Genomic DNA, 21,345 nt, shown 5'->3' on the forward strand with positions numbered 1-21,345 from the left:
GTCCGCCAGCGGCCGAAAGCGCTGGCAAGATCGATAGGTCCCACACGCTCTGTCACTTTGCGGCGACGGGAGAATCGAAGGCGCGTATCGGCGGCGGGTTTGCCATATGCTCCGCGGGTCCCGTCGCGATGGGTGTGTCGCCCGGAATGCCCCATTCGGCCCACGAGCCGTCATAGAGCGCGGTATCCTCCTTGCCGATGAGGTGAAGGCCGAACAGCAGGACGCCTGCCGTGACCCCCGAACCGCAGGACGCGACGACCGGTTGGTCCAGATCGACACCGGCCGAAAGAAATGCCGCGCGGATGGCGTCCGGAGACAGCACCTCTCCCGTCACCGGATTGCTGAGCGTCGTGAACGGCAGGTTGCGGCTGCCGGGAATGTGTCCGGCACGAAGGCCGGGCCGGACTTCCGCCTCCGTCCCCTCGAAGCGGGGTGCGGAGCGCGCGTCGATCACCTGTTCCGCCTGCGTGGTGAGGTTTGTGAGGAGCGCTGACTTGTCCCGCAGAAGGTCTGCGCGAAAGCGCGCCGTAAACGATGCGGGTCGGGGTGCTGGCACCTCGGTCGTCACGGCGCGTCCCTCCGCAAGCCAGCGCTTGAGACCGCCATCCAGAATGGCGACCTTGTCATGACCGAAGACGCGCCATGTCCACCAGACCCGTGGCGCCGACATCAGCCCGTGCGTGTCATAGATCACCACCAGCGTGTCGTTTCCGACGCCGAGCTTGCCGGCGACCGCTTCGAATTCGGCGGCATCCGGCAGCATGTGCGGGAGGGAGCTCCCCGATGCGGCGATCCGGTCGATATCGAAGAACCGCGCGCCGGGAATATGCTGGCGCGCATAATCTTCCGTCGCGGTCGGTGTTGCGCCGGGCAGCTTGTAGGAGCCGTCCAGGAGGACAAGGTTGTCGGTACCAAGGTGATCGGCGAGCCACCGGGTGGAGACCAGCGGGCCGGGCAGGGAGATGGACATGGTCTGTCTCGTCAAGCGGGAGGAAAAATCAGGCGACCAGACGTTCGCCGGCAAGGTGGCGCTCGAGGAAGGGCAGGCTGTCCTGCCCCCAGTACAGTTCATCCTCGAAGCGGAAGGTCGGGATTCCGAAGACGCCGGCCTGCTTTGCGCGGAGAAAATTGGCATCCAGAACGGCTTGAATGTCGGCGTCGCCAGCGCGGGCCTCCAGCCGGGCCGCGTCGAACCCGGCCTTGGAGACGATGGCTGCCCGGACCTCCTGAGTTCCGATATCGTCTGCCCGCCCCCAGAGCGCCGTTTGCAGGGCTCGGGTGAGGGCGATCCAGTCGAGGCCGTCGATCTGCGCGGCGACCACAAGCCGTCCGGCTGGCGTCGGATCCGAAAGACCGGCACGGTTGTCGAGTGCCAGCGGCTTGTTGCGAAGAGAGGCCCAGCGTCTGAGATCGCGCAGCCAGTAGGCGCGCCGTGCCTCGGGCCGATTGCGGGAATAGATCGCGCCGTTTTCCTCGATCAGCGGGATGAGGTGAGGCTGCACCGTGGCCTTATGGCGGGCGGCGACCTCGAGAAAGGCGTCAAAGCCGATATAGGCCCAAGGCGAGCCGATGCCGAAGAAGTAGTCGATGACCTGTGTCATGTGCGTGCCGTTCCATAAAGACTGTCAAAGAGTGCAAGAGCGCAATCGCGGGCAACCAGTGCGGACTGCGGCTTCCGATTGACGGCGATGGTGGCCAGTGCGCCTTCGTAGAGAAGGGCGAGATGGCGGGATGCCAGGCTGAGGCCCGTCTCATCGGAAGGAATGCCTGCGCTGGAGGTGATGCGACCAAAGATGTCGAGGATCGTGCGCTTGTGCCGTCGCGCCACCGATACCACCCGTTCGGAATCACCATGTTCGGCAACCGCCAGCGCAAAGGCGCAACCGCGAAAATCCGGACTTTCCGCCTTTTCGAAGAGACGCTGGAAGATCGTATCGATCTGATCGCGCGGCCGTTCGACGGTGCGAAGAACATCCTCCAGAGACGCGATCACCCGCTCATGCCGCTGTGAGAGATAGGCGGCGACAAGATGATCCTTGGAGGGGAAGTGTCGGTAGAGTGTCGCCTTGGCAACGCGGGCTTCCTCGATGATCCGGTCGATGCCGACTGCACGGATGCCGTCCCGGTAAAACAGGGTGCCCGCAGTGGAGAGGATCTGGTCCTGGATGGGAATGGTCATTGTGTCTGTCCTGGTGCTTCGCGCTCGGCGCTCTCAACGGAAAGGTGCCGCCCCTTCGCCTGGCGGCGCCGATCTCAGAACCGGGCAACCTCGTGGATGTCACGCGTGCCCGGTTTGCGCCCGTCGCGAGCGAGTTCGGCGGCCGCCCGCTGGAAGGCCGCATTGAGGGGCGTCTCGACACCATGCAGCCGGCCCAGCCTGACGATCTCGCCGTTGAGATAATCGACCTCGCTAGAGGCACCGCGTGTAAAACTTTGCCAGGTGGATTGCTGGCCTCGCTCGATGCCGCTGCCTTCGACGATGCGCCATCCGGAGATGTCAACGCTACGTTCGGATCGGGCTGCGGGGTCATGGCCGGCAGCCTGAAGAACGCGGCGCGCTTCCGTGACGAGCGCATCGGCAGCCTTGGTCCGCACCTCGCGATCTCCGGCGAACAGCTCCACCACGTTGGTCACATTGTGCTCCAGCTTGGCGGATTTCCAGCGCCGGATATCGGCGCGTGCCTCCACCAGATAATTTGCGGCCGTAAGATCCGCAGCAATGGTGCGGGCCGTGTCATCCAGGCCGTGCGGATAACGTCCGACGGTCACCACGCCGAGCTGCGGCTCGCTGCCGACGACGACTTCGCCCGTAACCGTGAAGCGTGCCGGAATGAGAATGCTTGCGGCATAGACATGCGCGAAGCGGCGAAGGGCGATGTCTTCGGCGGCAAGGCCGTTCTGGAAGGTGACCAGCGGCAGGTCCGCCGCAAGGCCGCCACCCTCGACAGGCTGCCAGGCCCAGAACTCCGTTGCTGCCTCCACGTCCTGCGACTTGACCGTCAGCAGCAGGATATCCCCCGGCGCAAGGCTTGGCGGACTGGCGGTGTCGTGGATGTTCAAGCGGACATTGCGGGTCTCTTTGGGGCGGCGATAGGTGAGGCCGTGTGCGGCGATATGGGCCGCCTGTTGTCCGCGACCTACAAGGGCATAGGCGATGCCGCTGCGTTCAAATTCCGCAGCCAGACTGGCGCCGACGGCGCCGGCTCCGATGATGATGTAGCGTGTCATGGGATATTTCTCGGGGAGCGGGGGCAAGGCATTGGAAGTCGCGTCAGGCCGTGCGAAGAACCGGCGGCTCAACCGACGAGCTTTGCGCGTCACGCTGCCACCGATCGAAGGCCGCGCGCCCCAGCAGAGATATGGTCGTATCCTCCTGCGGCGCATGCACAAGCACGGCCTGGATATCGCGAAAATGCCGCTCAAGGCCCAGCTCGGCACCGAGCCCGGGATTGCCCAGACCGCGGACAGCCAGTTGCACGGCATCACGCAACTGGCGCCCGGCCAGAAGGCGTGCACGCACCAGACGTTCCGCATCGGCCTGTCCTGTCGACAGGGCGTCGAAGATGAGCTGCCGCGCACCGCCGATCAGGAGATCGATCTCGCCGGAGAGCGTCACGAACCGCTCCGTGCGTGCGATGGGGTGGCCGAGATTGGTGGGCACGCGCTCATGGGCAAAGCGGCTGAAGGCCGCCTGTGCCGCTTCGGCAACCCCGAGATAGAGCGAGGTCAGGGCCAATGTCATGGCCGCGTGGCCGCGATTGTCCTGCTGGGCAACCTCCGTTCCCGTCAGGTCCACCACATTCTGCAGCGGAATTTCGACGTCCTCATATTCCACATCGTGGGAGCCGCTGGCCCGCATGCCGAGGCTGTCCCAGTTCTCGATGATGCGGATGCCGGGTAGACCATTCGGTACCACGAAGGTGCCGACACGGGTCGGCGCCTCGTCGGTATGGGCCCAGACGAGGAAATGCGTCAGCCCGTGCGCACCCGTCACGAAGCGCTTGCGGCCGGAGATCGACCAGCCGCTTGCGGTCCGGCGGGCCCGGGTTGCGGGCAGTCCGCCACGGGCAGGCGAGCCAAGCTCCGGTTCGACGCGGGCTGCATTGAGGAGAAGCGGACGCTCTTTCGCCTCAGCCAGCAGGCTGAGATAAAGGTCTTCCGGCCAGTGGTTTCTGGAGGCCTGCGCCAGATGGTTGAAGAGCGTCATGGCGGTGATCAGGGCGACCGACGGGTCGCCACGGCCGAGCGCCGCAAGGATATGGGCGGTATCCAGAAGGGAAGCACCCCTGCCGCCATAGCGTTTCGCCACCGTGCTTTCCAAGAGGCCGCCTGCGTGAACGGCACGAATGCCTGCCCAGGGGAATGCACCACTGCGGTCGACCTCGGGCGCTGCGTCTGCAACGGCGCGGACGATCTGGTCGAGCTGGCGGGGATCGAGAACCATCAGCAGAGGCCCTTTCAAAATGACCGGAAGTTTGCTGCCGCCCCTTGAGGAGAGGAGGCATCGAGAAAAAGGTTTCCGGCAGATGTCCCTCCTGCCGGAAACAAAGGCTCAGGCCGCGGCCTTGTTTTTGGCGTTCTCACGCTCGCGCAGTCCCTCGCGGACCAGCGGCAGCACGTAGCGGCCATAATCGACGGCATCGTTGAAATTGTCGTAGCCGCGGATCGAGATCAGATCGGCGCCGAGATCGACATAATCGAGGATCGAGTCGGCAATGGTGCGAGGGGAACCGACAAGGGCGGTTGTCGCGCCGCTGGCATTGGTCGCCGTGACCGTCGGATACCAGAGCGCCCGGTCATGCACGTCGCCGCGCTTGGCGATGTCGAGCAGGCGCTGCGAACCGACATTGGCGGGTGGGGCAGCCGTAAGCGGCGCGCGGCTCAGGCCCTTCTGGCGGTTTTCATTCAGGCGGTCGAGCACACGGTGTGCCTTTTCCCAGGCGAGCTCATCCGTTTCCGCGATGATCGGGCGGAAGGTGACCCAGATGCGCGGGCGATCCTTGCGCCCGGCCTTGGCCGCCTCGTCATAGATCCGGTCGATCTGCTCCTTCGTTTCCGCGAGCGGCTCGCCCCACAGGCCGAAGATGTCGCAAAGCGAGCCGCCGATGCGATAGGCGGCATCCGAGGAACCGCCGAGCGAGATCGGGATCAGGCCCTTCGTCGGGCGGACTGCGGCACGGAACTGCTTGAACTGGTAGTATTTGCCCTCGAAATCGAAGGGTTCGGTGGACGTCCAGGCGAGGCGCAGGATGCGGATATATTCTTCCTGGCGCTCATAGCGTTGTTCCTTGTTGAGGAAATCGCCTTCCCGCGCCTGCTCCTCGTCGCTGCCGCCAGCGATGAAGTGGACGACGACGCGCCCGCCGCTCAACTGATCGAGCGTGGCCAGCGATTTCGCCGCTACCGTCGGGTAGACCGTGTTGGGACGCAGCGCCACGATGATCTTGATCTGCTTCGTGTGTGCGAGGATCGTCGCGCCGAGCGTGAACGGATCGAAGGAGGCCGAGGAGTAGGGGATCAGCGTGTAGTTGAAACCGTAATCGTCGAGCGCACGGGCATATCGCTCGAGGAACAGCGGATCGACCGGCGCATCGGGGAGAGGGTTGAGGTCATTGGAGGCGTTGGCGAAGCTTGCACTGATAAATTCTACGGGCATCTGAGAAGGTCTCCGTTCCGATTGCCGGGCGATAGGGTCAGACTAGGGGGCTGAACATCCGGGAGAAAGACAGGTCTTTCTATTCTATGGAATTTATAGAAAATATTGTTCCGAGGGACAAGGGCGCGGGTGCCGGCCGCCCTTGTCCTGCGCCGGTCAGGTGGCCGGTGCCCAGCCAAGGTGTGGGGCCACCGTCTCGGCGAGATCGCGCAGCACGCGGAGGTTCTCTTCCAGGCCATGGGCAGGCGGAAGGAACAGGACGAGTTCGTCGGCGGCCGCAAGGCCGGGATCGGCGAGAACCGCTTCGGTAACCTCGTCGGGCGTGCCTTGAAACACCGGGGAAATCTGTCTGCCCGCAGGCAGCTGCCCCTGAGCCACCGGCGCAAGCGCGCCCTTTGGCCGCGAAGCGGCGATCCCGAGCGTACGGCGCTCCAGATCATAGGCCGCATATTTTTCCCGCAGTTTGGCGGTCGTGCCGACAAGGATGGATGCAGCGACGGCGACCGCGGGCGGCTCGGTCTGCCAGATCCGCCGCCAGGCCGAGCGATAGGCCTCGATGATGCGGGCCTGGTAGGCACCGAAACTTTCGCCCTCTGCATGGCCGTGCTGCACGGTTCCAGTAATGAGGCCAATGCCGAGTTCGGCGGCCTGGATGGCAGAGGCCACACTTGCGACGCCCTGCCGGATACGGTTGCGAAGCGTCGGGCTGTGGGGCGTCACGCGCAGCTGTGTTCCTTCCGGAGCCCCCTGGCCGGGACCGTCCACCGTGTGGAGCACGTCGCCGGCGACGGCAGACAGGAAGCGTGCCTGCCGACGTCTGGCCTCGGTTCTGGAGTCTGTGTCGACGGCGCCGAAGACGGCATCGAAGGCGGCGTTCTCCCCGGTCGAAATTGCAAGCTCCAGTCGGCCATCGACGAGAAGATCGGTCGTGCCGGCGGCTTCCGCCAGCAGGATCGGATCCTGGTAGCGCATCGGAATGACTGCGGAGCCCAGCGTTATGCGGCTGGTATGCTGTCCGACGGCCGCGAAGAATGGCAGCGGTGAAGAGAGATAGTTGTCGAAGTGCCGTTGATAGGACCAGCCGGACTGGTAACCGAAAGCTTCCGCTGCCTGATAGAGGAGAATGCCATCGCGCAGGCCCTTCGCCGGTCCGTCCATGTCGTTGAACGACACGCGCGTATTGAAGCCGAGCCGCGTCTTCGGACGAAAGTGCGCAGCCGCGACGGTCTGTTGCAAAGCAAGGGTCATGCAAATATCTCCTGACGCAGGTTGGCTGCCTTGTGTGTCGCGGTCTGTGAGGCGTGAACCCCGGCCGGGATCGAATCCAGGAGGGCCCGGGTATAGGGTTGGCGGGGGGTGTCGAAGATGTCCGTCACGGTCCCGTGTTCGACGATGCGGCCCTTGCGCATCACCGAGACCGTGTGGGCGAGCTGGCGCACCAGAGCGAGGTCGTGCGAGACGAACACATAGGTGAGGCCGAGATTGGCCTGCAGCGACAGCAGGACCTCGACGATGTCGGCCTGCACGCTGACATCGAGCGCAGAGGTCGGCTCATCGAGCACGATCACATCCGGCCGCAGGACGAGGGTGCGCGCGATGGCGACCCGCTGGCGCTGCCCGCCGGACAAGGCGCCCGGCTTGCGCTGCAGCAGGTGGTCGCCCAGTCCGACATTGGCGAGCGCCTCCCGCACCTGTGCGCGCCGTTCAGCCACCGTGCCGATCCGGTAGCGATCGAGCGGTTCGCGCACCAGCTGTTCGACCGACCAGGTCGGGTCAAGCGAGGTGAACGGATTCTGGTAGACGAGCTGCAGATGGCGCCACACCGCGCGCTGTGACGTCCGGTCGGAGCCGGATATTGTTTCACCCGACACGGTGATGCGGCCGGCATCGGGCTCGTCAAGACCGAGAAGCAGCCGGATCGTCGTCGTCTTGCCGGAGCCGGATTCGCCGACCAGGGCGTGAGTGGTGCCTGCGGCAACCGAGAAGCTGATCCTGTCGACAGCCGTCAGCGACTTGCCATCGACGGAGAAGGTCTTGCTCACGCCCTCGACGGCAATCTTCGTCGCCGTGCCCTCCCGTCCGTCGAGGCGATGAAAGCCGGGATCTCTCAGCGGCGCATAGCGATCCGGATTGAGCGCCGGGACATCCGCATGCAGCTTGCGGGCATAGGCGGAAGAGGGGGCGGAGAACACATCCTGCGTCCTGCCGGCCTCCTGCACCGTGCCGTCCTTCAGCACGACGAGCTTGTCCGCCCGTTCCGAGGCAATCGCCAGATCATGCGTGATCAGGAGAAGGCTGATGTCGAGATCGTGTTGCAGGCGCGACAAGAGGTCGAGGATACGCTTCTGGATCGTGACGTCGAGAGCCGAGGTCGGCTCGTCCGCCACCAGAAGCGCCGGGCGCGGCAGCACGGCAAGCCCGATCAGCACGCGCTGCAGCATGCCGCCCGAGAGCTGGTGCGGGTAGGAGTCGTAGACGCGGCCCGGATTGTCGAGGCCGACTTCGGCGAAGGTGTCGAGGATCAGCGCCTTGCGCAGGGCCTTGTTCGGCTCGTCGGTGAGGGCGGCGGCCTCCTGCGCCTGCGCGCCGATGGTGCGCACCGGATTGAGGGCATTGGCCGGATCCTGCGGGACAAAGCCGATGGCGCGACCGCGCAGCGTCCGGAAATGCCGCTCCGGTTGTTTCAGGATATCCTGCCCGTTGAAGGCGATGCGGCCATCGGCATGGGCACCGTCCGGCAACAGCCGCAGGACGGCCTTGGCAATCGTCGATTTGCCGGAGCCGGATTCGCCGATCAGGGCCAGGCTCCTGCCACGCGCGAGATCGAAGCCCACATCATCGACGACGGTGCGTCGACCATAGGCAACCGACAAGCCATCCACCTTGAGCAGCGGCGGCGTCAGAAGAGCAGATAGGGTGTCCGGGCGTTGAGTCAGTTTGTCTTGCGAAGCCATCGGCTGATCCTGTTGACGGAGAGGACGGTCACGATCGTGACGAACGCAGGGGCGTAAACCAGCCAGGGCCATTTGAGATAATCCTTGCCGATCGAGATCAGCAGGCCCCAGTCGGAAGCGGGCGGCGGGTCGCCGTAGCCCAGAAAGGCAAGTCCGGCGATGACGAGGATGGAGAGGCCAAACTGCAGCACGGCAAGCGGCAGAACCGAGCGCGAGGCATTTGGCAGGATGTGACGGATGAGGATGTACCAGCGCGATCCGCCGAGGATGAAGGAGGCTTCGATGAAGACGGCCTGCCGGGTCTTGATTACTTCCGACCGCATGACGCGGGCAAAGATCGCGACGGCGGAGATGCCGGTGGCAATGGCCGCATTGATGGTGTTGAAGCCGAGGGCGGTGACGATGATGACCGCCAGCAGGAAGCTCGGAATGGCGAGCAGCATATCGACCAGCCGCGCCAGAACGATATCCGTCCAGCCCCCCAGGAAACCGGAGAGAAGGCCGATCAGGCCGCCGATGACGACGCCGATGACAACGGCGATCAGGGCGCTGGTGACCGATGACGACGTGCCATAGACGATGCGTGCATAGACATCGCGCCCCAGATGGTCCGTCCCGAACCAGTGCGCAAAGCTCGGGCCAAGCAGCTTCTGTGCCGGCACGCCCACGACCGGGCTGTAGCTGGTAAACAGGCCGGGTACCACGGACCAGGCAATCACGAGGATGATGATTGCAAGCGAGAGCGCGACGCTGATCGGGATGCGAAGCGACGTGCGGGCCCCGCGCTCTCTTTCCTCAACCGGGTGCGATGAAAGGATGGCGCTCATGAGGGGATTCCTTCAACACGGTCATCGAAGGTGTCATCGCCCGTTGCCGGACGCGGCTTCACCGTGCCGATCAGCTTTACGCGCGGATCAAGCAGCGGATAGACGAGATCGGCAATCAGGTTGACCACGACGAAGGCGACGGCTGCGAGCGACACCACGGCCTGGATCACCGGCAGGTCCTGCGTGGTGACCGACCGCTGCACGAGGCTGCCGATCCCGGTGCGTCCGTAGACCGTTTCGGTGATCAGCGAGCCGCCCAGAAGTTCGCCGATGGTCAGCGCGACAACCGTGACCACAGGCAGTGCGGAGGGTTTCAGGAGATGGCGGAAGAACAGCTGGGACTGGGAGATGCCGCGCCCCCTGGCGACGGCTGCGTAATCCTGCCGGGCTTCGTGGTCGAGATTGGCGATCAGCACTTCGGCAATCTGCGCGGATACCGGGATTCCAAGCGCCACGGCCGCAAAGAAGGTCGCCCAGAAGCTGTCCGCATTGATGACCCTGAAGAGCCCGAGCTGAAACCCGAAGATATGGATCAGCACGAGACCGATGACGAAGTTCGGCACGGACAGGAACAGGGAGGGAAAGCCCCTCAGCAGACCCTGGCCATAGCGGCGAGGCAGGAACTGCGTTCCGTAGCCAATGACCAGTGCCAGGACGATGGCGACGGCAAGCCCGGAGGTTGCCAGAACCAGCGTCGACGGCAAGACCTCCGCGATGAGGGTCGATACCGGCCGGTTGGAGCGCATCGACAGGCCGAGATCTCCGGACAGGAACTGGCTCAGCGAGGCCCACAGCTGCACGAGCACGGGCCGGTCAAGGCCCTGCGCCGCGATGATCTGCTGGATCTCTTCTTCGGAGAAGCCGTTCTGCGGATCCCGCAGAACGTTGGTGATCGGATCGCCGGGCAGGACGCTCACGACGATGAAGGTGAACACATAGGACAGCAGGATCACGATGACCGCCTGGCCGATGCGCTTTGCCGCGTAGTCCAGATAGGAACGGTTCATGCCGCGTCCTCCTCACGCTCTGTCGCAACAGCCGGCATCATTTGCTTTTGAAGGCCGTGTAGTAGCTTGCATAGGCGACGCCGTTGTAGACTTCGCCCTTCAGCGTCGGCGACTGCACATAGATGCGCTGCACGATCTGGGTGCGGGGAATGAAGTAGCCCTGTTCGAGCACATATTTCTGCAGCTCGTTCAGCAGCGGATTGCGCACGTCGGTCGAGGCGGCGCCAGCGATCTTGTCGCGCAGGTCGTTCAGCGTCTTGTCGCTGTCGTCCAGATTGAACCAGTTTTCGCCATTGTTCGCATTGGTCAGGATGCTCGCGATGGTGCCCGCATCGATGAAGCTGCGCGTCACCTCATAGGCCGGCACGGTCGGTCCGCCATATTTCACCCGGTCCGTGAAGGTGACGACATCATAGGTGCGGATGTCCACCTTCCAGCCGATTTTGCCGAGCTGCTGGGCAATCAGTTCATCGATGGCCTTTGCGGTGGCAAGATACGGGTTGGAATAGAGAGTGAGCGTCAACGGCTTGCCGTTCTTCGCCCTCACGCCATCTGCCCCCTTCACCCAGCCCGCTTCGTCCAGAAGCTTTTCCGCCTTGGCCGGATCATAGGCCAGCAGAGCGGACTGGTCCGTGGCGCCGGGCACATTGCTCTGGATGAAGGATGTCGCCAGCTTCCAGTCGGGGGTATAGACCGTATCGATGATCTCCTGGCGGTTGATCGCGGCCTGCAGGGCCTGGCGCACCTTCAGGTCGTTATAGGGTTCAAGCTTCGTATTGATCGCCCAGCCATTGACGAAGCCGAGATAGCGGGGCGTCGCAATGGTGAAACCTTCATCCTTCAGGGACTTCAGCTCCTGGGGGGAGGCATTGTAGGCGACATCGGCCTGCGCGGACTGGACGGCGGACACCCGCAGCGAGGGTTCGCTGACGATCTTGTAGGTGATTCTGTCGAGGTAGGCCGGTCCCGTATGGCCGACGGCGGGCGGCCCCCAGTTATAGTCCTTGCGCTTGACCAGCGTGACGTGATCGCCTTCCTTCCAGGATTCCACCACATAGGGACCACTGCCGGAAGTCTTGCCGAGATCGGCCTGTTGCGTTGCCGGCTGGGCCAGCGTCTTGGGTGAAATCAGGATCGAGCCATGGTAGCCAAGCGTCGGGATGAAGCCGAGCGTCGGCTTCTTGAACGTCACCTTGACGGTCTGCGCGTCGATGACCTCGGCGCGATCATAGGTCTTCGGGAAAAGGGCGATCGGGTTGATGCCTTCGTTCTTGCGCCCGGCATACCAGATGTCCAGATTGGCGACGACCGCAGCGGCATCCAGCGGCGTGCCGTCGGAGAAGGTCACGCCCTTCTTGAGGTGCAGCGTAAACTCGGTCGCCTCCGCGTTCTGCTCCCAGCGCTCCGCAAGCCACGGGCTCACCTTGCCATCCGCGTCAACGTAGACCAGCTTGTCCGTGACATGCCCCCAGATGTGACCCTGGAAGCTGGAGATCGCGCTGTTGTTGGGGATCCACGTCCCGCCGAGCGAGTCGATCAGAAAGACAATGTCGCCGCCATTGCGCGGATCGTCCGCGCTCAGCGCCGGATTGACGCCGGCGAAGGTCACCGCTCCGGCGACAACGAGCGCGGAGCCGGCGATCAGCAGGTGGCGGCGGGAGAGAGAAACGAGTTTTGCAAAATTTGACATGTAAATCCTGGCCTTCGAGTGGCAGATCAAGGGAAGAATGCGCGATGCCCTTGCGGCGGTGGCGCTGTGTTCAATCGATACGTCAACCCGGGCAACAGGTGCAGGATCGAGCCAAGTCGAAGGTCGGGCGAGGCGCTTTCGGCATTTTTCCTCCTGGCATATCCAAGTTGAACCAATGCTCTGAGCGTAGCGATGCGATCGGCGGGAGAGAAAGACTGGTTATTCTTTTTCTATGGTTTCTATAGAATATATTGGCGCGTTTCCGGCGAGGCGTTGATTGGTCGTGCTAGGGTTGCGACTCAATCACTTTGCCCGCCCGATGATGATTGCGGCGAGGATGACGGCGGCTGAGCCGTTGTTGGCGAGTTCGTCGTCTCTTGTCGCGATGCGCCGCCAGTCCTTCAGGCGGCAGACAATCCTCGCGATGATGTTTCCGGTTTTGTCGGCCGGCTTTACACAAGGGGTGAGCGCTTGCGTGAGCGCGTGACCCGCGCGGCAGGTTGGTCCGAATTCTCTGATTGGAGCAGCCTGGCTGCAACGGCCCCCATCAGAGAAGATCCCGGATCTGCTGGCAGGCACAACGTCGTGGTCACGACGAACCAGCGTGACGCAGGCGACCGGCAGAGGCGCCGGAAGCCGGTTTGCCCGGAGGATCGGAGAGGGTAGGTATTTTCCCTCTCGACAACGCACGGGTGCTGACCTCGGCGCGTCAATCCGCCACCACATCCCCGATGCCGAGACTGTGTCGGAGAGCCAACCCGGCGACAACCTGTTGCGGGTCGGTGGTTCCTCGCCATGGATTGGTCGGTCTACGTCACGGCACGAGAACCGTCGCGCGCCTGTCCAGTTGCTGCTGCGACATTTGCCAGCGCCGGCTGCGCAGGCCGGACCCTACCAGCGCTGGTGGACATGCGGGGCGATGCGGTCGTGATAGAGCGCGCGGACCCTTTCCATGACGTCGGCCGGGATCGGCGGCAGGGCGCTCGCCCCCGCATTGGCAATTGCCTGGTCGCGGCTCTTGGCGCCGGGGATGACGACGGAGACGGCGTGTTCCATGAGGATCCAGCGGAGCGCGAACTGCGCCATGGAGGCGTTGCCGGGAATGAGCGCCTGCAGTTCCTCGACGGCCTCCAGCGCAACCTCGAACGGCACGCCGGAGAAGGTTTCGCCGACATCGAATGCCTCGCCATGGCGGTTGAAGTTGCGATGATCGTCTGCGGCAAAGGCCGTGTCCTTGCGCATTTTGCCCGTCAGGATGCCGCTCGCCAGCGGAACGCGCACGATGACGCCAACATCGCGTCGCGCTGCCTCCTGGAAGAACAGGTCGGCGGGACGGTGCCGGAACATGTTGAAGATGATCTGCACGGTCGATACGTTCGGATAGGCAATCGCCTTCAGAGCCTCCTCCACTTTCTCGACGGAGACGCCATAGAAGCGGACTTTGCCTGCCGCAATCAGATCGTCCATCGCACCGAACACCTCTGGACGGTAGTAGACTTCGGTCGGCGGGCAGTGGAGTTGGACAAGGTCGAGCGCATCGACACCGAGGTTGGAAAGGCTTCGGTCAACGAAGGCCTCGAGATTGGCCCTGGTGTATCCCTCCGCCACATGCGGGCTGAGGCGGCGGCCGGCCTTTGTCGCAACAACCGGTCGCTCGCCGCCGCGCTCCTTCAGGACATCGCGGATGATGCGTTCGGAGCGGCCGTCGCCGTAGACGTCGGCGGTGTCGATGAAGGTCATGCCGGCGTCGAGGGCGGCATGGACGCTGGCACGGGCATCGGCTTCGTCGACGTCTCCCCAGGATCCGCCGATCGCCCAGGCGCCGAAGCCGATTTCCGAGATGTTCCAGTTGGTCCGGCCGAGACGCCGTGAAGTGATGGTCATGACTTATGCTCCTGAGAATGAGGCCGACATGTTCAACGACGCACCCCTTGGCGGCGCACGCCGGCAGATCGGAAGGTGTGAGAGTGCGGAAGGCCGGCGTCAGGGCATGAGCTGCCCGCCGTTCACCTCGATAATCTGCCCCGTGATGTAGCCGGACAAAAGCGGTGAGGCCAGGAAGAGATAGGCGCCCACGCATTCGTCCGGCGTGCCGACGCGGCCCATCGGAACGCTCTGCCGCTGGGTGTCCAGCAGTTCCGGACTGGTATAGCGGTCGTGAAATGGGGTCGCGACAATGCCGGGCGCGACGGCGTTGACGCGAATGCCTTCGCCGACGAACTCCTTCGCGTGGCCGCGCGTGATTGTCGAGACGAACCCCTTCGCGGCGGCGTAGAGGATCGCACCGTTGCCGCCGCCGTTGCGTGCGGCGATCGAGGTCGTATTGATGACGAAGCCACCGCGCCGCTTCAGGAACGGCACGGCCGCCCGCGTTGCGGCCAGCACCGAGCGCGCGTTGAGGTCCATCACACGCGCGTAATGGGCGTCATCCAGTTCCGCCGTGGGTTTCCGGCCGAGCATGCCGCCGGCGTTGTTGATAAGGCCGTCCAGACCCCCGAGCTTGTCCGCTGCCGCCTCGACCACGCGTTCGCTCTCACCGGGGCGGGACATGTCGCCCTGCACGAGAACCGCCTCGCCCCCAGCCTGACGGATCGTGGTGAGAAGGGCGTCGGCAGCCGCAGCACTTTCGTTGTAGTGAATGGCCACCTTCGCCCGCTGCGCGGCAAACGCCCTGGCCACCGCGGCACCGATGCCGGTGGAGGCCCCTGTCACGAGAACGGCCCTGTCGGCCAAGTCCGGGATCGTCAGCGCATCCCACATGGGGACCTCCTTCGCATGTGTTCTCCAGCCAAGGAACCTACGCCTTGCCGTCGCGGATACAATCACTTATCCTTGCATGACATTCAACGATACGATGAATTTGATTACTTCATGCCGCCGTTTCTGAGGTCCGAGCTGCCGGATTTGGCAGCCTTCTCCATCGTGGTGCGGCGCCGCAGCTTCAAGGCGGCGGCGATCGAGCTGGGGATCACGACATCTGCCCTCAGCCATGCGATCCGCCGGCTTGAGGAGCGCCTCGGCGCCAAGCTCCTCAACCGCACAAGCCGAAGCGTTGCCCCGACGCCTGCGGGGCTCCGCTTCGCCGAGCGCCTGGAGGCGGGGTTCGACGAGATCGGCTCGGCCCTGTCGGAGATTGACGAGGTGCGCGCCGGCGCTTTCGGGGAGCTGCGCCTGAACATCCCTGCGGACGCCAGCCGCCTTGTGGTGAGCCCCGTCCTCGCCACCTTTCGAACGCGCTTTCCCGACATTCGGCTGACAGTCGTCGTTGAGAACCGCCCCATCGACATGGTGGCTGAGGGGTTTGATGCGGGGATACGATACGGGGATACCGTGCCGGAGGACATGATCGCGGTCGCGCTCACCGAGCCGCTGGACTGGGTCGTCGTCGGCGCGCCGGAATACCTCAAGGCACATGGCCGTCCGAGGGAGCCCGCCGATCTTGCCAGGCATTCCTGCCTGCGCCTTCTTCTGGGCGACAACTCGCCATTCCGCTGGGAACTGGGCAACGGCGACGCCATGGTGCGGGTGGACGTGCCCGGTAACTGCACGATCAGCGACACGCAGACCACCATCGATGCCGCCGTCGACGGTCTGGGGCTCGCCTATGTCCTGCGGCGGCGCGCGGAGGCCGAGATCAGGGCAGGGCGGCTGGACGTGGTCATGCCTGAATGGTCGTCCATGGGGGCAGGCTTTCACATGTATTACCCCAGCCGCCGGCAAAACCACCCGGCGCTGCGCCAGATGATCGAGCTGATCCGGGCCAGCGAAGGCCTGCCGCCGCTGGTACGATGAGTAAGACCAAGTGTCGATGATAGGGACCCGTAGGATCGGCGCGACCGGGCTTTCTGGCTGGCATCGGTCTTTGCGCCGCGCCTGGCCAGAAACCGGCAATAAGCCATCCTGTGGGTCCCTATCATCGACATTTGCTATAAGGTCAGGGAGGGCGGTCGCTGGATCGCCCACCTGCCAATTGCGTGGATCTGGAGGGGCCCGACCGGCTCTGCAAACGGCGCAATAACGGCGAGACACCGCGACGATTTGAGTCTCTTGATCTCGGCCCGGCAGCTTTCAAGTTGCTCCGCCCGTCATGGGGCGATTTTTTTGCCTTCGCGCTGGCAGCATCGATTGTCTTGGCAAAGGTTGCCCTTGTTGCCGTCAAGCGCTCGGAATTTGCGGACCACCGGTTCGAATTCCTTCAGGGCTGAGTAGACCTTTGAATTGTATACGGTCACTGCGGATTGATGAGAAGGATCCATAAGGCTCATCGATAGCAACGCTCTAATCATCGCTGGCGCCATTCCTTAGGTTGAGCACAGAAGCTCGGCCGACAGAAGGAAGCGCCGCCGTGAAGACATCTCTTCCACCCATCTTTCAGAATGACGTCGATGGGCATCTGATGATCGGGCGCCGTCATTGGCCGGTGATGACCGGCGCTGGCATCGCTGCGGCGCGTGCCACCTCCGGGATGGGCGCTGCCGGTGCCCAGGCGCAAGGCTCACGTGAAACCTGTTCACCGGCGAAAGCGGTGGCGCACCGGGCAATATTGCCTCGCCCGACGCCTGATCACGCCGATTGGCTCCTGCGGATACAGTCTTGAGCAAAGCCATCGGCATGCCCTTTTTTGAATTCCCTGAAACACCATTCGTCAACAGGTAGCGCCGCATCGGCTGATACCTCGCTGACCTGAAGGAGATGAACATGCACGTCGCAGTGGTTTATGACAGTGGCTATGGCCATACCAGGAAACAGGCCGAGGCCGTCGCGTCCGGCGCCGCGCGGATCGAAGGGGTAACGGTCGCGCTTGTCGCGCTGGCAGACGGCGAGCCTGACTGGGCGGCGATCGAAGCCGCCGATGCGGTCATCTTCGGTTCCCCCACCTATAACGGCACGATCTCCGCGCGCTTCAAGGCCTTCATGGAAGCGTCAACCCGCCAGGCATGGGTTCCCCAGACATGGCGCAACAAGATCGCAGCGGGCTTCACCAATTCCGGCTCCTGGCACGGCGACAAGCTGAATTCGCTGGTGACGCTCGCCCTGTTTGCGGCCCAGCACGGTATGATTTGGACCGGCCTTGATCTCTTCCCCGGCCATTCCGATGAGGCCAGGAACCGGATTGGCGGCTGGCTGGGCGCGATGGCCTATTCCAAGGATGAGCCGCCGGAGCTATCGCCGATCAGGAGCGATCTCGACACGGCCGCCTATCTGGGCGAGCGTGTCGCGAGGATTGCATCGCAGTTCGCACGCGGTGCGGAGTGAGGAGCCAGATGCCGATGCCGATGACCGGGGGCGGGGTCAGGCACCGCGCAGATGCGAACGTGCGCCACGCCGCCCATCTTGCCCGTGCATGAACCGACATCAGCCTGTCCAGGCCTGCATTCGGCGTGCCGGATGGACCGTCAGCTGCTTCGGGCAATGGGATCATTCATGAAGAGAGTTCATGGCCATGTACGGATCCCACGGGCTAATGCCGTGTATGTTCCTTTGGTAATGTTCATCCACACCACGCGCCGGCATCAGCCGCACTCTCGCTACGCCAAGGAGATGATATGTTCTACGATCCGGATGACTACGCCGTGGGCTGGCGACGCATGGGGGCTGGCTATGCCGTTGCAGTCATGACGCTCCTGGGCTTCCTCATGCTCGATATCGTTTGCTGCATGATGTGCCCCCCGATCCAGGTGTAGTCCGACGGCAGAGCGCTGATCGGCTGCAACCTGCATGCCGATCAAGATTGGCATCACTGTTCAGGGTCTCAACGATGGTCACCACCAGTCGCGACATCTCCCGGCTTGCTTGCGCGCTCGTCTTTTCCGTCATGACGGCCTTCGGTCCTGCACTGGCCGAGAGCCGCCCGTCCGTGGTCGGCACGGTCGTTCGATTTACCGCAGGCGCGGCCTCGGTCGATGTCACCATCGGGGAGGACAATCCGACAGTGCGGGATTTCCTGTCGCTCCTGCCGTTGACGATGAAGCTCGAGGAGTTCGCCGGTCGTGAGAAGGTCGGCTATTTCTCCCGGAAGCTGACGGTGAAAGGCTCCAAGGGGTCGGATCCGGAAGACGGTGATCTCATCTACTTCGTGCCTTGGGGCAATCTCGGTTTCTACTACAACGCCTCGGGTATCGGCTACTCGGACCAGACGATCCATATCGGCAAGTATCGGGCCACGCCTGCCGAACTCGCCCGATTTGAGGGCCAGTCGGTGACCGTTGCAATCGTCCAGTAGGCGCAGATCAACAAGAAGGCAGCGGGTTCGAAGAAGGAATGCATCTTTGATCAGCCTGACCATTGGCACTCTCCAGATCCGTGCCGAACTGGAGCAGCACGCAGCCGCACGTGAATTCAAAAATCTCCTGCCACTGAGCCTCGCGATGGAGGATTATGTCGGCAAAGAAAAGATCGGTTTCCTGCCGCAGAAACTCGCTACCCAGGGGATGCAGCCTTATGACGGCGAGGCGGTGGGCGATCTGGCCTACTACGCGCCCTGGGGCAATATCGCCATCTTCTATCGGCCCTATCGCTTTTCCCGTGGCCTTGTACGGCTCGGCCATCTGCTCGACCCGCTCGAACCTCTTCTCATCGACCACCCGTTCACACTCACGATCAAGGCCGAACTGGCCGCATAACCACGAGGAAGGCCCATGCGCGCAACCGTTCTTCATAGCCCCGGCGACATCCGTTGCGACGACGTTGCCGATCCCGTCATCGAGAAGCCGACGGATGCCATCATCAAGCTGTCGGCCTCGTGCATCTGCGGGTCGGATCTCTGGCCCTATCGCGGCCTGCAGAACAGCACTGGCCCGATGCATATGGGCCACGAATATTGCGGCATCGTGGTGGAGGTCGGCAGTGCGGTGAAGACCGTGCGCCCCGGCCAGTTCGTCGTCGGCTCCTTCTGCCTGTCGGACAACACCTGTCCGCACTGCCGTTTCGGCTTTCCCTCCTCCTGCGAACAGCGGGAATTCATGTCCGGTGCCCAGGCACCCTATGCACGGGTACCCCTTGCCGACGGGACCCTGGTCGCAACCGACGAGATTCCAGCAGACGATCTGATCCCCAGCCTGCTTGCGACATCCGATGTTCTGGGTACGGGGTGGTATGCGGCCGATGCCGCGCGCGTTCAGCCGGGTTGCACCGCCGTCGTCGTCGGGGATGGTGCTGTCGGGCTGATGGGTGTTCTGTCTGCCAAGCAGATGGGAGCCGAGCGGATCATCGCCATGAGCCGTCACACGTCCCGGCAGGATCTGGCGCTGGAATACGGTGCGACGGACATCATCTCTGAACGCGGTGACGCGGGTGTCGCGCGGATCAAGGAACTCACGAAGGGCGTCGGCGCCGATTCCGTGCTGGAATGCGTCGGCACGCAGGAATCCATGATGCAGGCCCTCAACTGTGCCCGGCCGGGTGGCGCCATCGGCTTTGTCGGCGTTCCGCATGGCGTGCAACTGGACGGGCACGGCCTCTTCTTCGCGCAGAAGAGCCTGATGGGGGGACCGGCGCCCGTCCGCCGCTATCTGCCTTATCTGATGGACCTCGTCCTCAGCCGCACCATCAATCCGGGCCGCGTCTTCGATCTGGAGGTGCCGCTCGAGGATGTGGCCGAGGGCTACAGGGCGATGGATGAACGGCGTGCCATCAAGACGCTCCTCAGGCTACAGTAAGGGAAAACACATGCTTATTCGACGCGCAGGCACTCAACCCTCCGGAAAGGGACCGAGCGAATGGTTCACCGGTACGGTGCGGATCGACCCGCTGTTTCCGGTTTCCGCGCCCGCCCGGGCGGCGGGCAACACCGTCACCTTCGAACCCGGCGCCCGCACTGCTTGGCACACCCATCCGCTGGGACAGGTGCTGATCGTCACGGCCGGCCTTGGCCGGGTCCAGCGGGAAGGTGGACCCGTCGAAGAGATCCGTCCGGGTGATGTCGTCTGGTTCGAGCCCGGCGAGAAGCACTGGCATGGTGCCGGCCCCACGACGGCCATGACCCATATCGCCATCCAGGAATCCCTGGAAGGGAAGGCTGTCGACTGGCTTGAGCATGTAACCGACGCAGACTATGGGGCGTAAGACCTCCTCATTCGTCCTCCCCGATGTGCCGCCGTGACTGCCTCAGTCGCGGTGGCGCAGCGCATTGACCAAGGCCGTGAAGGCGGGCGAAGACTGCCGGCGACTGGGGTAATAGAGGTGATAGCCATCCCAAGGCGGTGTCCAGTCTTCGAGTACCCGCAGCAGGCGACCATCCGCCAAATAAGGCTCGGCCACATCCTCGGGGACGAAGGCAAGTCCGAAGCCTTCCGCCGCCGCCAGGATGGATTGGTAGCAGGTGTTGGAGGCAAGTTGTCCTTCCACCCGTATGCGTGTTTCCTGACCGTCCTTCTCGAACTCCCAGATCCAGAAGCCGCCGAAGGTCGGCAGTCTCTCGTTGATGCAGGTGTGGCGAACCAGATCCTGCGGGTGGAGCGGAGGCGGGTTTTGCGCAAAATAGGACGGGGCACCCACCACCGCAAACGGGAAATCGGGGCTGATCCGGGCCGAGATCATGTCCTTTGCCAGTTGCTCGCCCATGCGAACGCCGGCATCGAAGCGTTCGGTGACAATATCCGTCAGGCCGTTATCGCGGATCAGTTCGACCTTGATGTCCGGGTAATCCTTGAGGAAGGTTCGAAGCTTTGGCCACAGGATCCAGGTGATCGCGTGGTCGGAAGCCGTAATGCGGATGCTGCCGGCGGGTCGTTCCCGCCAGGCGCTCAGCGCATCGAGTTCCGCTTCGATCTCGTCAAAATGGGTGCTGATGCCGTCGAGCAGGCGCTGACCCGCCTCGGTAGCGGAGACGGCGCGGGTGGTGCGCGTGAGCAACCGCACGCCAAGCCGCGCTTCCAACTGGCGAAGCGTATGGCTGAGGGCCGATTGCGAGACGCCCATCTTGGCCGCCGCCTTGGTAAAGCTGCGTTCGCGCGCAACCGCAATGAAGGCCAGCAGATCGTTGATGTTTTCGCGGGCCATTTATGAATCCTCTTCATTCACGCCAATATATTATATCTGAATTGCGCATGAAGGGTGAAGTGCAAATGCAGATCACGCGCTCTTGGACGAATGGATGCCAGGCAGCGGCGTCTGCACGCTCTGGATCGCCCCTTCATTCATCCGTCCGGCGCCTCGCCATTCATGAGCCCCCTTCATGAGTATAACTCATGCCGGAGCGCTAATGTTGCCG

Annotated in this window: 21 protein-coding genes; 7 read left to right on the plus strand and 14 right to left on the minus strand. The window is 63.5% G+C overall.

Features of this window, described 5'->3' with window-relative positions; genetic code table 11:
* Positions 1–52: 52 nt before the first annotated feature.
* From sseA to FNA46_RS02285, 13 genes are all read right to left on the minus strand, one after another.
* Positions 53–970, minus strand: a complete 918-nt coding sequence (gene sseA / locus FNA46_RS02225; RefSeq protein ID WP_142880713.1) for a 3-mercaptopyruvate sulfurtransferase — start codon at positions 968–970, stop codon at positions 53–55.
* A 28-nt stretch (positions 971–998) separates the two neighbouring features.
* Complete coding sequence (locus FNA46_RS02230; protein WP_142880714.1) at positions 999–1,601, minus strand: 2-hydroxychromene-2-carboxylate isomerase; 603 nt, start codon at positions 1,599–1,601, stop codon at positions 999–1,001.
* The gene (locus tag FNA46_RS02235) at positions 1,598–2,179 is read right to left on the minus strand and encodes a TetR/AcrR family transcriptional regulator (protein WP_142880715.1); all 582 of its coding nucleotides are present in this window, start codon (positions 2,177–2,179) and stop codon (positions 1,598–1,600) included. Before FNA46_RS02235 ends, FNA46_RS02230 begins: the two co-directional genes overlap by 4 nt.
* Positions 2,180–2,253: 74 nt before the next feature.
* Positions 2,254–3,228: a ketopantoate reductase family protein gene (locus FNA46_RS02240; RefSeq protein WP_142880716.1), complete on the minus strand. Its 975-nt coding sequence runs from the start codon at positions 3,226–3,228 to the stop codon at positions 2,254–2,256.
* A 43-nt stretch (positions 3,229–3,271) separates the two neighbouring features.
* Positions 3,272–4,444 carry an acyl-CoA dehydrogenase family protein gene (locus tag FNA46_RS02245; protein ID WP_142880717.1) on the minus strand — a complete coding sequence of 391 codons (1,173 nt, stop codon included), beginning with the start codon at positions 4,442–4,444 and terminating at the stop codon, positions 3,272–3,274.
* Positions 4,445–4,552: 108 nt separating this feature from the next.
* Positions 4,553–5,656: an LLM class flavin-dependent oxidoreductase gene (locus FNA46_RS02250; protein WP_142880718.1), complete on the minus strand. Its 1,104-nt coding sequence runs from the start codon at positions 5,654–5,656 to the stop codon at positions 4,553–4,555.
* Between the two features lie 156 nt (positions 5,657–5,812).
* A complete protein-coding gene (locus tag FNA46_RS02255; RefSeq protein ID WP_142880719.1) occupies positions 5,813–6,904 on the minus strand; it encodes an LLM class flavin-dependent oxidoreductase in 1,092 nt (363 codons plus the stop codon).
* A complete protein-coding gene (locus FNA46_RS02260) occupies positions 6,901–8,610 on the minus strand; it encodes a dipeptide ABC transporter ATP-binding protein (RefSeq protein ID WP_142880720.1) in 1,710 nt (569 codons plus the stop codon). Before FNA46_RS02260 ends, FNA46_RS02255 begins: the two co-directional genes overlap by 4 nt.
* Positions 8,589–9,437: an ABC transporter permease gene (locus FNA46_RS02265; protein WP_142880721.1), complete on the minus strand. Its 849-nt coding sequence runs from the start codon at positions 9,435–9,437 to the stop codon at positions 8,589–8,591. The genes FNA46_RS02260 and FNA46_RS02265 overlap by 22 nt, the downstream gene beginning before the upstream one ends.
* The gene (locus FNA46_RS02270) at positions 9,434–10,444 is read right to left on the minus strand and encodes an ABC transporter permease (protein ID WP_142880722.1); all 1,011 of its coding nucleotides are present in this window, start codon (positions 10,442–10,444) and stop codon (positions 9,434–9,436) included. The genes FNA46_RS02265 and FNA46_RS02270 overlap by 4 nt, the downstream gene beginning before the upstream one ends.
* Before the next feature lie 37 nt (positions 10,445–10,481).
* Positions 10,482–12,134 carry an ABC transporter substrate-binding protein gene (locus FNA46_RS02275; protein WP_142880723.1) on the minus strand — a complete coding sequence of 551 codons (1,653 nt, stop codon included), beginning with the start codon at positions 12,132–12,134 and terminating at the stop codon, positions 10,482–10,484.
* 891 nt (positions 12,135–13,025) lie between these two features.
* The gene (locus tag FNA46_RS02280) at positions 13,026–14,018 is read right to left on the minus strand and encodes an aldo/keto reductase (RefSeq protein ID WP_142880724.1); all 993 of its coding nucleotides are present in this window, start codon (positions 14,016–14,018) and stop codon (positions 13,026–13,028) included.
* A 99-nt stretch (positions 14,019–14,117) separates the two neighbouring features.
* Positions 14,118–14,894 (minus strand): SDR family NAD(P)-dependent oxidoreductase, encoded by a 777-nt coding sequence (locus tag FNA46_RS02285; RefSeq protein WP_142880725.1) that lies wholly within the window; start codon positions 14,892–14,894, stop codon positions 14,118–14,120.
* Between the two features lie 111 nt (positions 14,895–15,005).
* Between FNA46_RS02285 and FNA46_RS02290 the strand changes: the two genes are divergently transcribed.
* The 7 genes from FNA46_RS02290 to FNA46_RS02315 all read left to right on the plus strand — a co-directional run bounded on the left by FNA46_RS02290 (position 15,006) and on the right by FNA46_RS02315 (position 20,198).
* A complete protein-coding gene (locus FNA46_RS02290; protein ID WP_142880726.1) occupies positions 15,006–15,926 on the plus strand; it encodes a LysR family transcriptional regulator in 921 nt (306 codons plus the stop codon).
* Positions 15,927–16,832: 906 nt separating this feature from the next.
* On the plus strand, positions 16,833–17,390 hold the full coding sequence (locus FNA46_RS02295) for a flavodoxin family protein (protein ID WP_142880727.1): 558 nt from the start codon (positions 16,833–16,835) through the stop codon (positions 17,388–17,390).
* Between the two features lie 290 nt (positions 17,391–17,680).
* Positions 17,681–17,818 (plus strand): hypothetical protein, encoded by a 138-nt coding sequence (locus FNA46_RS25885; protein ID WP_185969692.1) that lies wholly within the window; start codon positions 17,681–17,683, stop codon positions 17,816–17,818.
* Between the two features lie 74 nt (positions 17,819–17,892).
* Entirely contained in the window at positions 17,893–18,357 is a 465-nt protein-coding gene (locus tag FNA46_RS02300) for a cyclophilin-like fold protein (protein WP_185969693.1), read from the plus strand.
* 46 nt (positions 18,358–18,403) lie between these two features.
* On the plus strand, positions 18,404–18,757 hold the full coding sequence (locus FNA46_RS02305) for a cyclophilin-like fold protein (RefSeq protein WP_185969694.1): 354 nt from the start codon (positions 18,404–18,406) through the stop codon (positions 18,755–18,757).
* A gap of 15 nt (positions 18,758–18,772) precedes the next feature.
* Positions 18,773–19,792: a zinc-dependent alcohol dehydrogenase family protein gene (locus FNA46_RS02310; protein WP_142880729.1), complete on the plus strand. Its 1,020-nt coding sequence runs from the start codon at positions 18,773–18,775 to the stop codon at positions 19,790–19,792.
* A 10-nt stretch (positions 19,793–19,802) separates the two neighbouring features.
* Positions 19,803–20,198, plus strand: a complete 396-nt coding sequence (locus FNA46_RS02315) for a (R)-mandelonitrile lyase (protein WP_142880730.1) — start codon at positions 19,803–19,805, stop codon at positions 20,196–20,198.
* A gap of 42 nt (positions 20,199–20,240) precedes the next feature.
* Here FNA46_RS02315 and FNA46_RS02320 read toward each other — a convergent pair whose 3' ends face one another.
* A complete protein-coding gene (locus tag FNA46_RS02320; RefSeq protein WP_142880731.1) occupies positions 20,241–21,134 on the minus strand; it encodes a LysR family transcriptional regulator in 894 nt (297 codons plus the stop codon).
* Positions 21,135–21,345 lie beyond the last annotated feature (211 nt).

Source organism: Affinirhizobium straminoryzae, from assembly GCF_007004135.1.
Classification (GTDB): domain Bacteria; phylum Pseudomonadota; class Alphaproteobacteria; order Rhizobiales; family Rhizobiaceae; genus Neorhizobium; species Neorhizobium straminoryzae.

What these genes read in the sequence shown, in the direction of transcription:
- FNA46_RS02250 (WP_142880718.1), bottom strand. Translation starts at nt 5,656, where the DNA reads ATGCCCGTAGAATTTATCAGTGCAAGCTTCGCCAACGCCTCCAATGAC.
- FNA46_RS02245 (WP_142880717.1), bottom strand. Translation starts at nt 4,444, where the DNA reads ATGGTTCTCGATCCCCGCCAGCTCGACCAGATCGTCCGCGCCGTTGCA.
- FNA46_RS02295 (WP_142880727.1), top strand. Translation starts at nt 16,833, where the DNA reads ATGCACGTCGCAGTGGTTTATGACAGTGGCTATGGCCATACCAGGAAA.
- FNA46_RS02260 (WP_142880720.1), bottom strand. Translation starts at nt 8,610, where the DNA reads ATGGCTTCGCAAGACAAACTGACTCAACGCCCGGACACCCTATCTGCT.
- FNA46_RS02320 (WP_142880731.1), bottom strand. Translation starts at nt 21,134, where the DNA reads ATGGCCCGCGAAAACATCAACGATCTGCTGGCCTTCATTGCGGTTGCG.
- FNA46_RS02315 (WP_142880730.1), top strand. Translation starts at nt 19,803, where the DNA reads ATGCTTATTCGACGCGCAGGCACTCAACCCTCCGGAAAGGGACCGAGC.
- FNA46_RS02275 (WP_142880723.1), bottom strand. Translation starts at nt 12,134, where the DNA reads ATGTCAAATTTTGCAAAACTCGTTTCTCTCTCCCGCCGCCACCTGCTG.
- FNA46_RS02230 (WP_142880714.1), bottom strand. Translation starts at nt 1,601, where the DNA reads ATGACACAGGTCATCGACTACTTCTTCGGCATCGGCTCGCCTTGGGCC.
- sseA (WP_142880713.1), bottom strand. Translation starts at nt 970, where the DNA reads ATGTCCATCTCCCTGCCCGGCCCGCTGGTCTCCACCCGGTGGCTCGCC.
- FNA46_RS02280 (WP_142880724.1), bottom strand. Translation starts at nt 14,018, where the DNA reads ATGACCATCACTTCACGGCGTCTCGGCCGGACCAACTGGAACATCTCG.
- FNA46_RS02300 (WP_185969693.1), top strand. Translation starts at nt 17,893, where the DNA reads ATGGTCACCACCAGTCGCGACATCTCCCGGCTTGCTTGCGCGCTCGTC.
- FNA46_RS02235 (WP_142880715.1), bottom strand. Translation starts at nt 2,179, where the DNA reads ATGACCATTCCCATCCAGGACCAGATCCTCTCCACTGCGGGCACCCTG.
- FNA46_RS02270 (WP_142880722.1), bottom strand. Translation starts at nt 10,444, where the DNA reads ATGAACCGTTCCTATCTGGACTACGCGGCAAAGCGCATCGGCCAGGCG.
- FNA46_RS25885 (WP_185969692.1), top strand. Translation starts at nt 17,681, where the DNA reads ATGTTCTACGATCCGGATGACTACGCCGTGGGCTGGCGACGCATGGGG.
- FNA46_RS02290 (WP_142880726.1), top strand. Translation starts at nt 15,006, where the DNA reads ATGCCGCCGTTTCTGAGGTCCGAGCTGCCGGATTTGGCAGCCTTCTCC.
- FNA46_RS02240 (WP_142880716.1), bottom strand. Translation starts at nt 3,228, where the DNA reads ATGACACGCTACATCATCATCGGAGCCGGCGCCGTCGGCGCCAGTCTG.
- FNA46_RS02310 (WP_142880729.1), top strand. Translation starts at nt 18,773, where the DNA reads ATGCGCGCAACCGTTCTTCATAGCCCCGGCGACATCCGTTGCGACGAC.
- FNA46_RS02285 (WP_142880725.1), bottom strand. Translation starts at nt 14,894, where the DNA reads ATGTGGGATGCGCTGACGATCCCGGACTTGGCCGACAGGGCCGTTCTC.
- FNA46_RS02265 (WP_142880721.1), bottom strand. Translation starts at nt 9,437, where the DNA reads ATGAGCGCCATCCTTTCATCGCACCCGGTTGAGGAAAGAGAGCGCGGG.
- FNA46_RS02255 (WP_142880719.1), bottom strand. Translation starts at nt 6,904, where the DNA reads ATGACCCTTGCTTTGCAACAGACCGTCGCGGCTGCGCACTTTCGTCCG.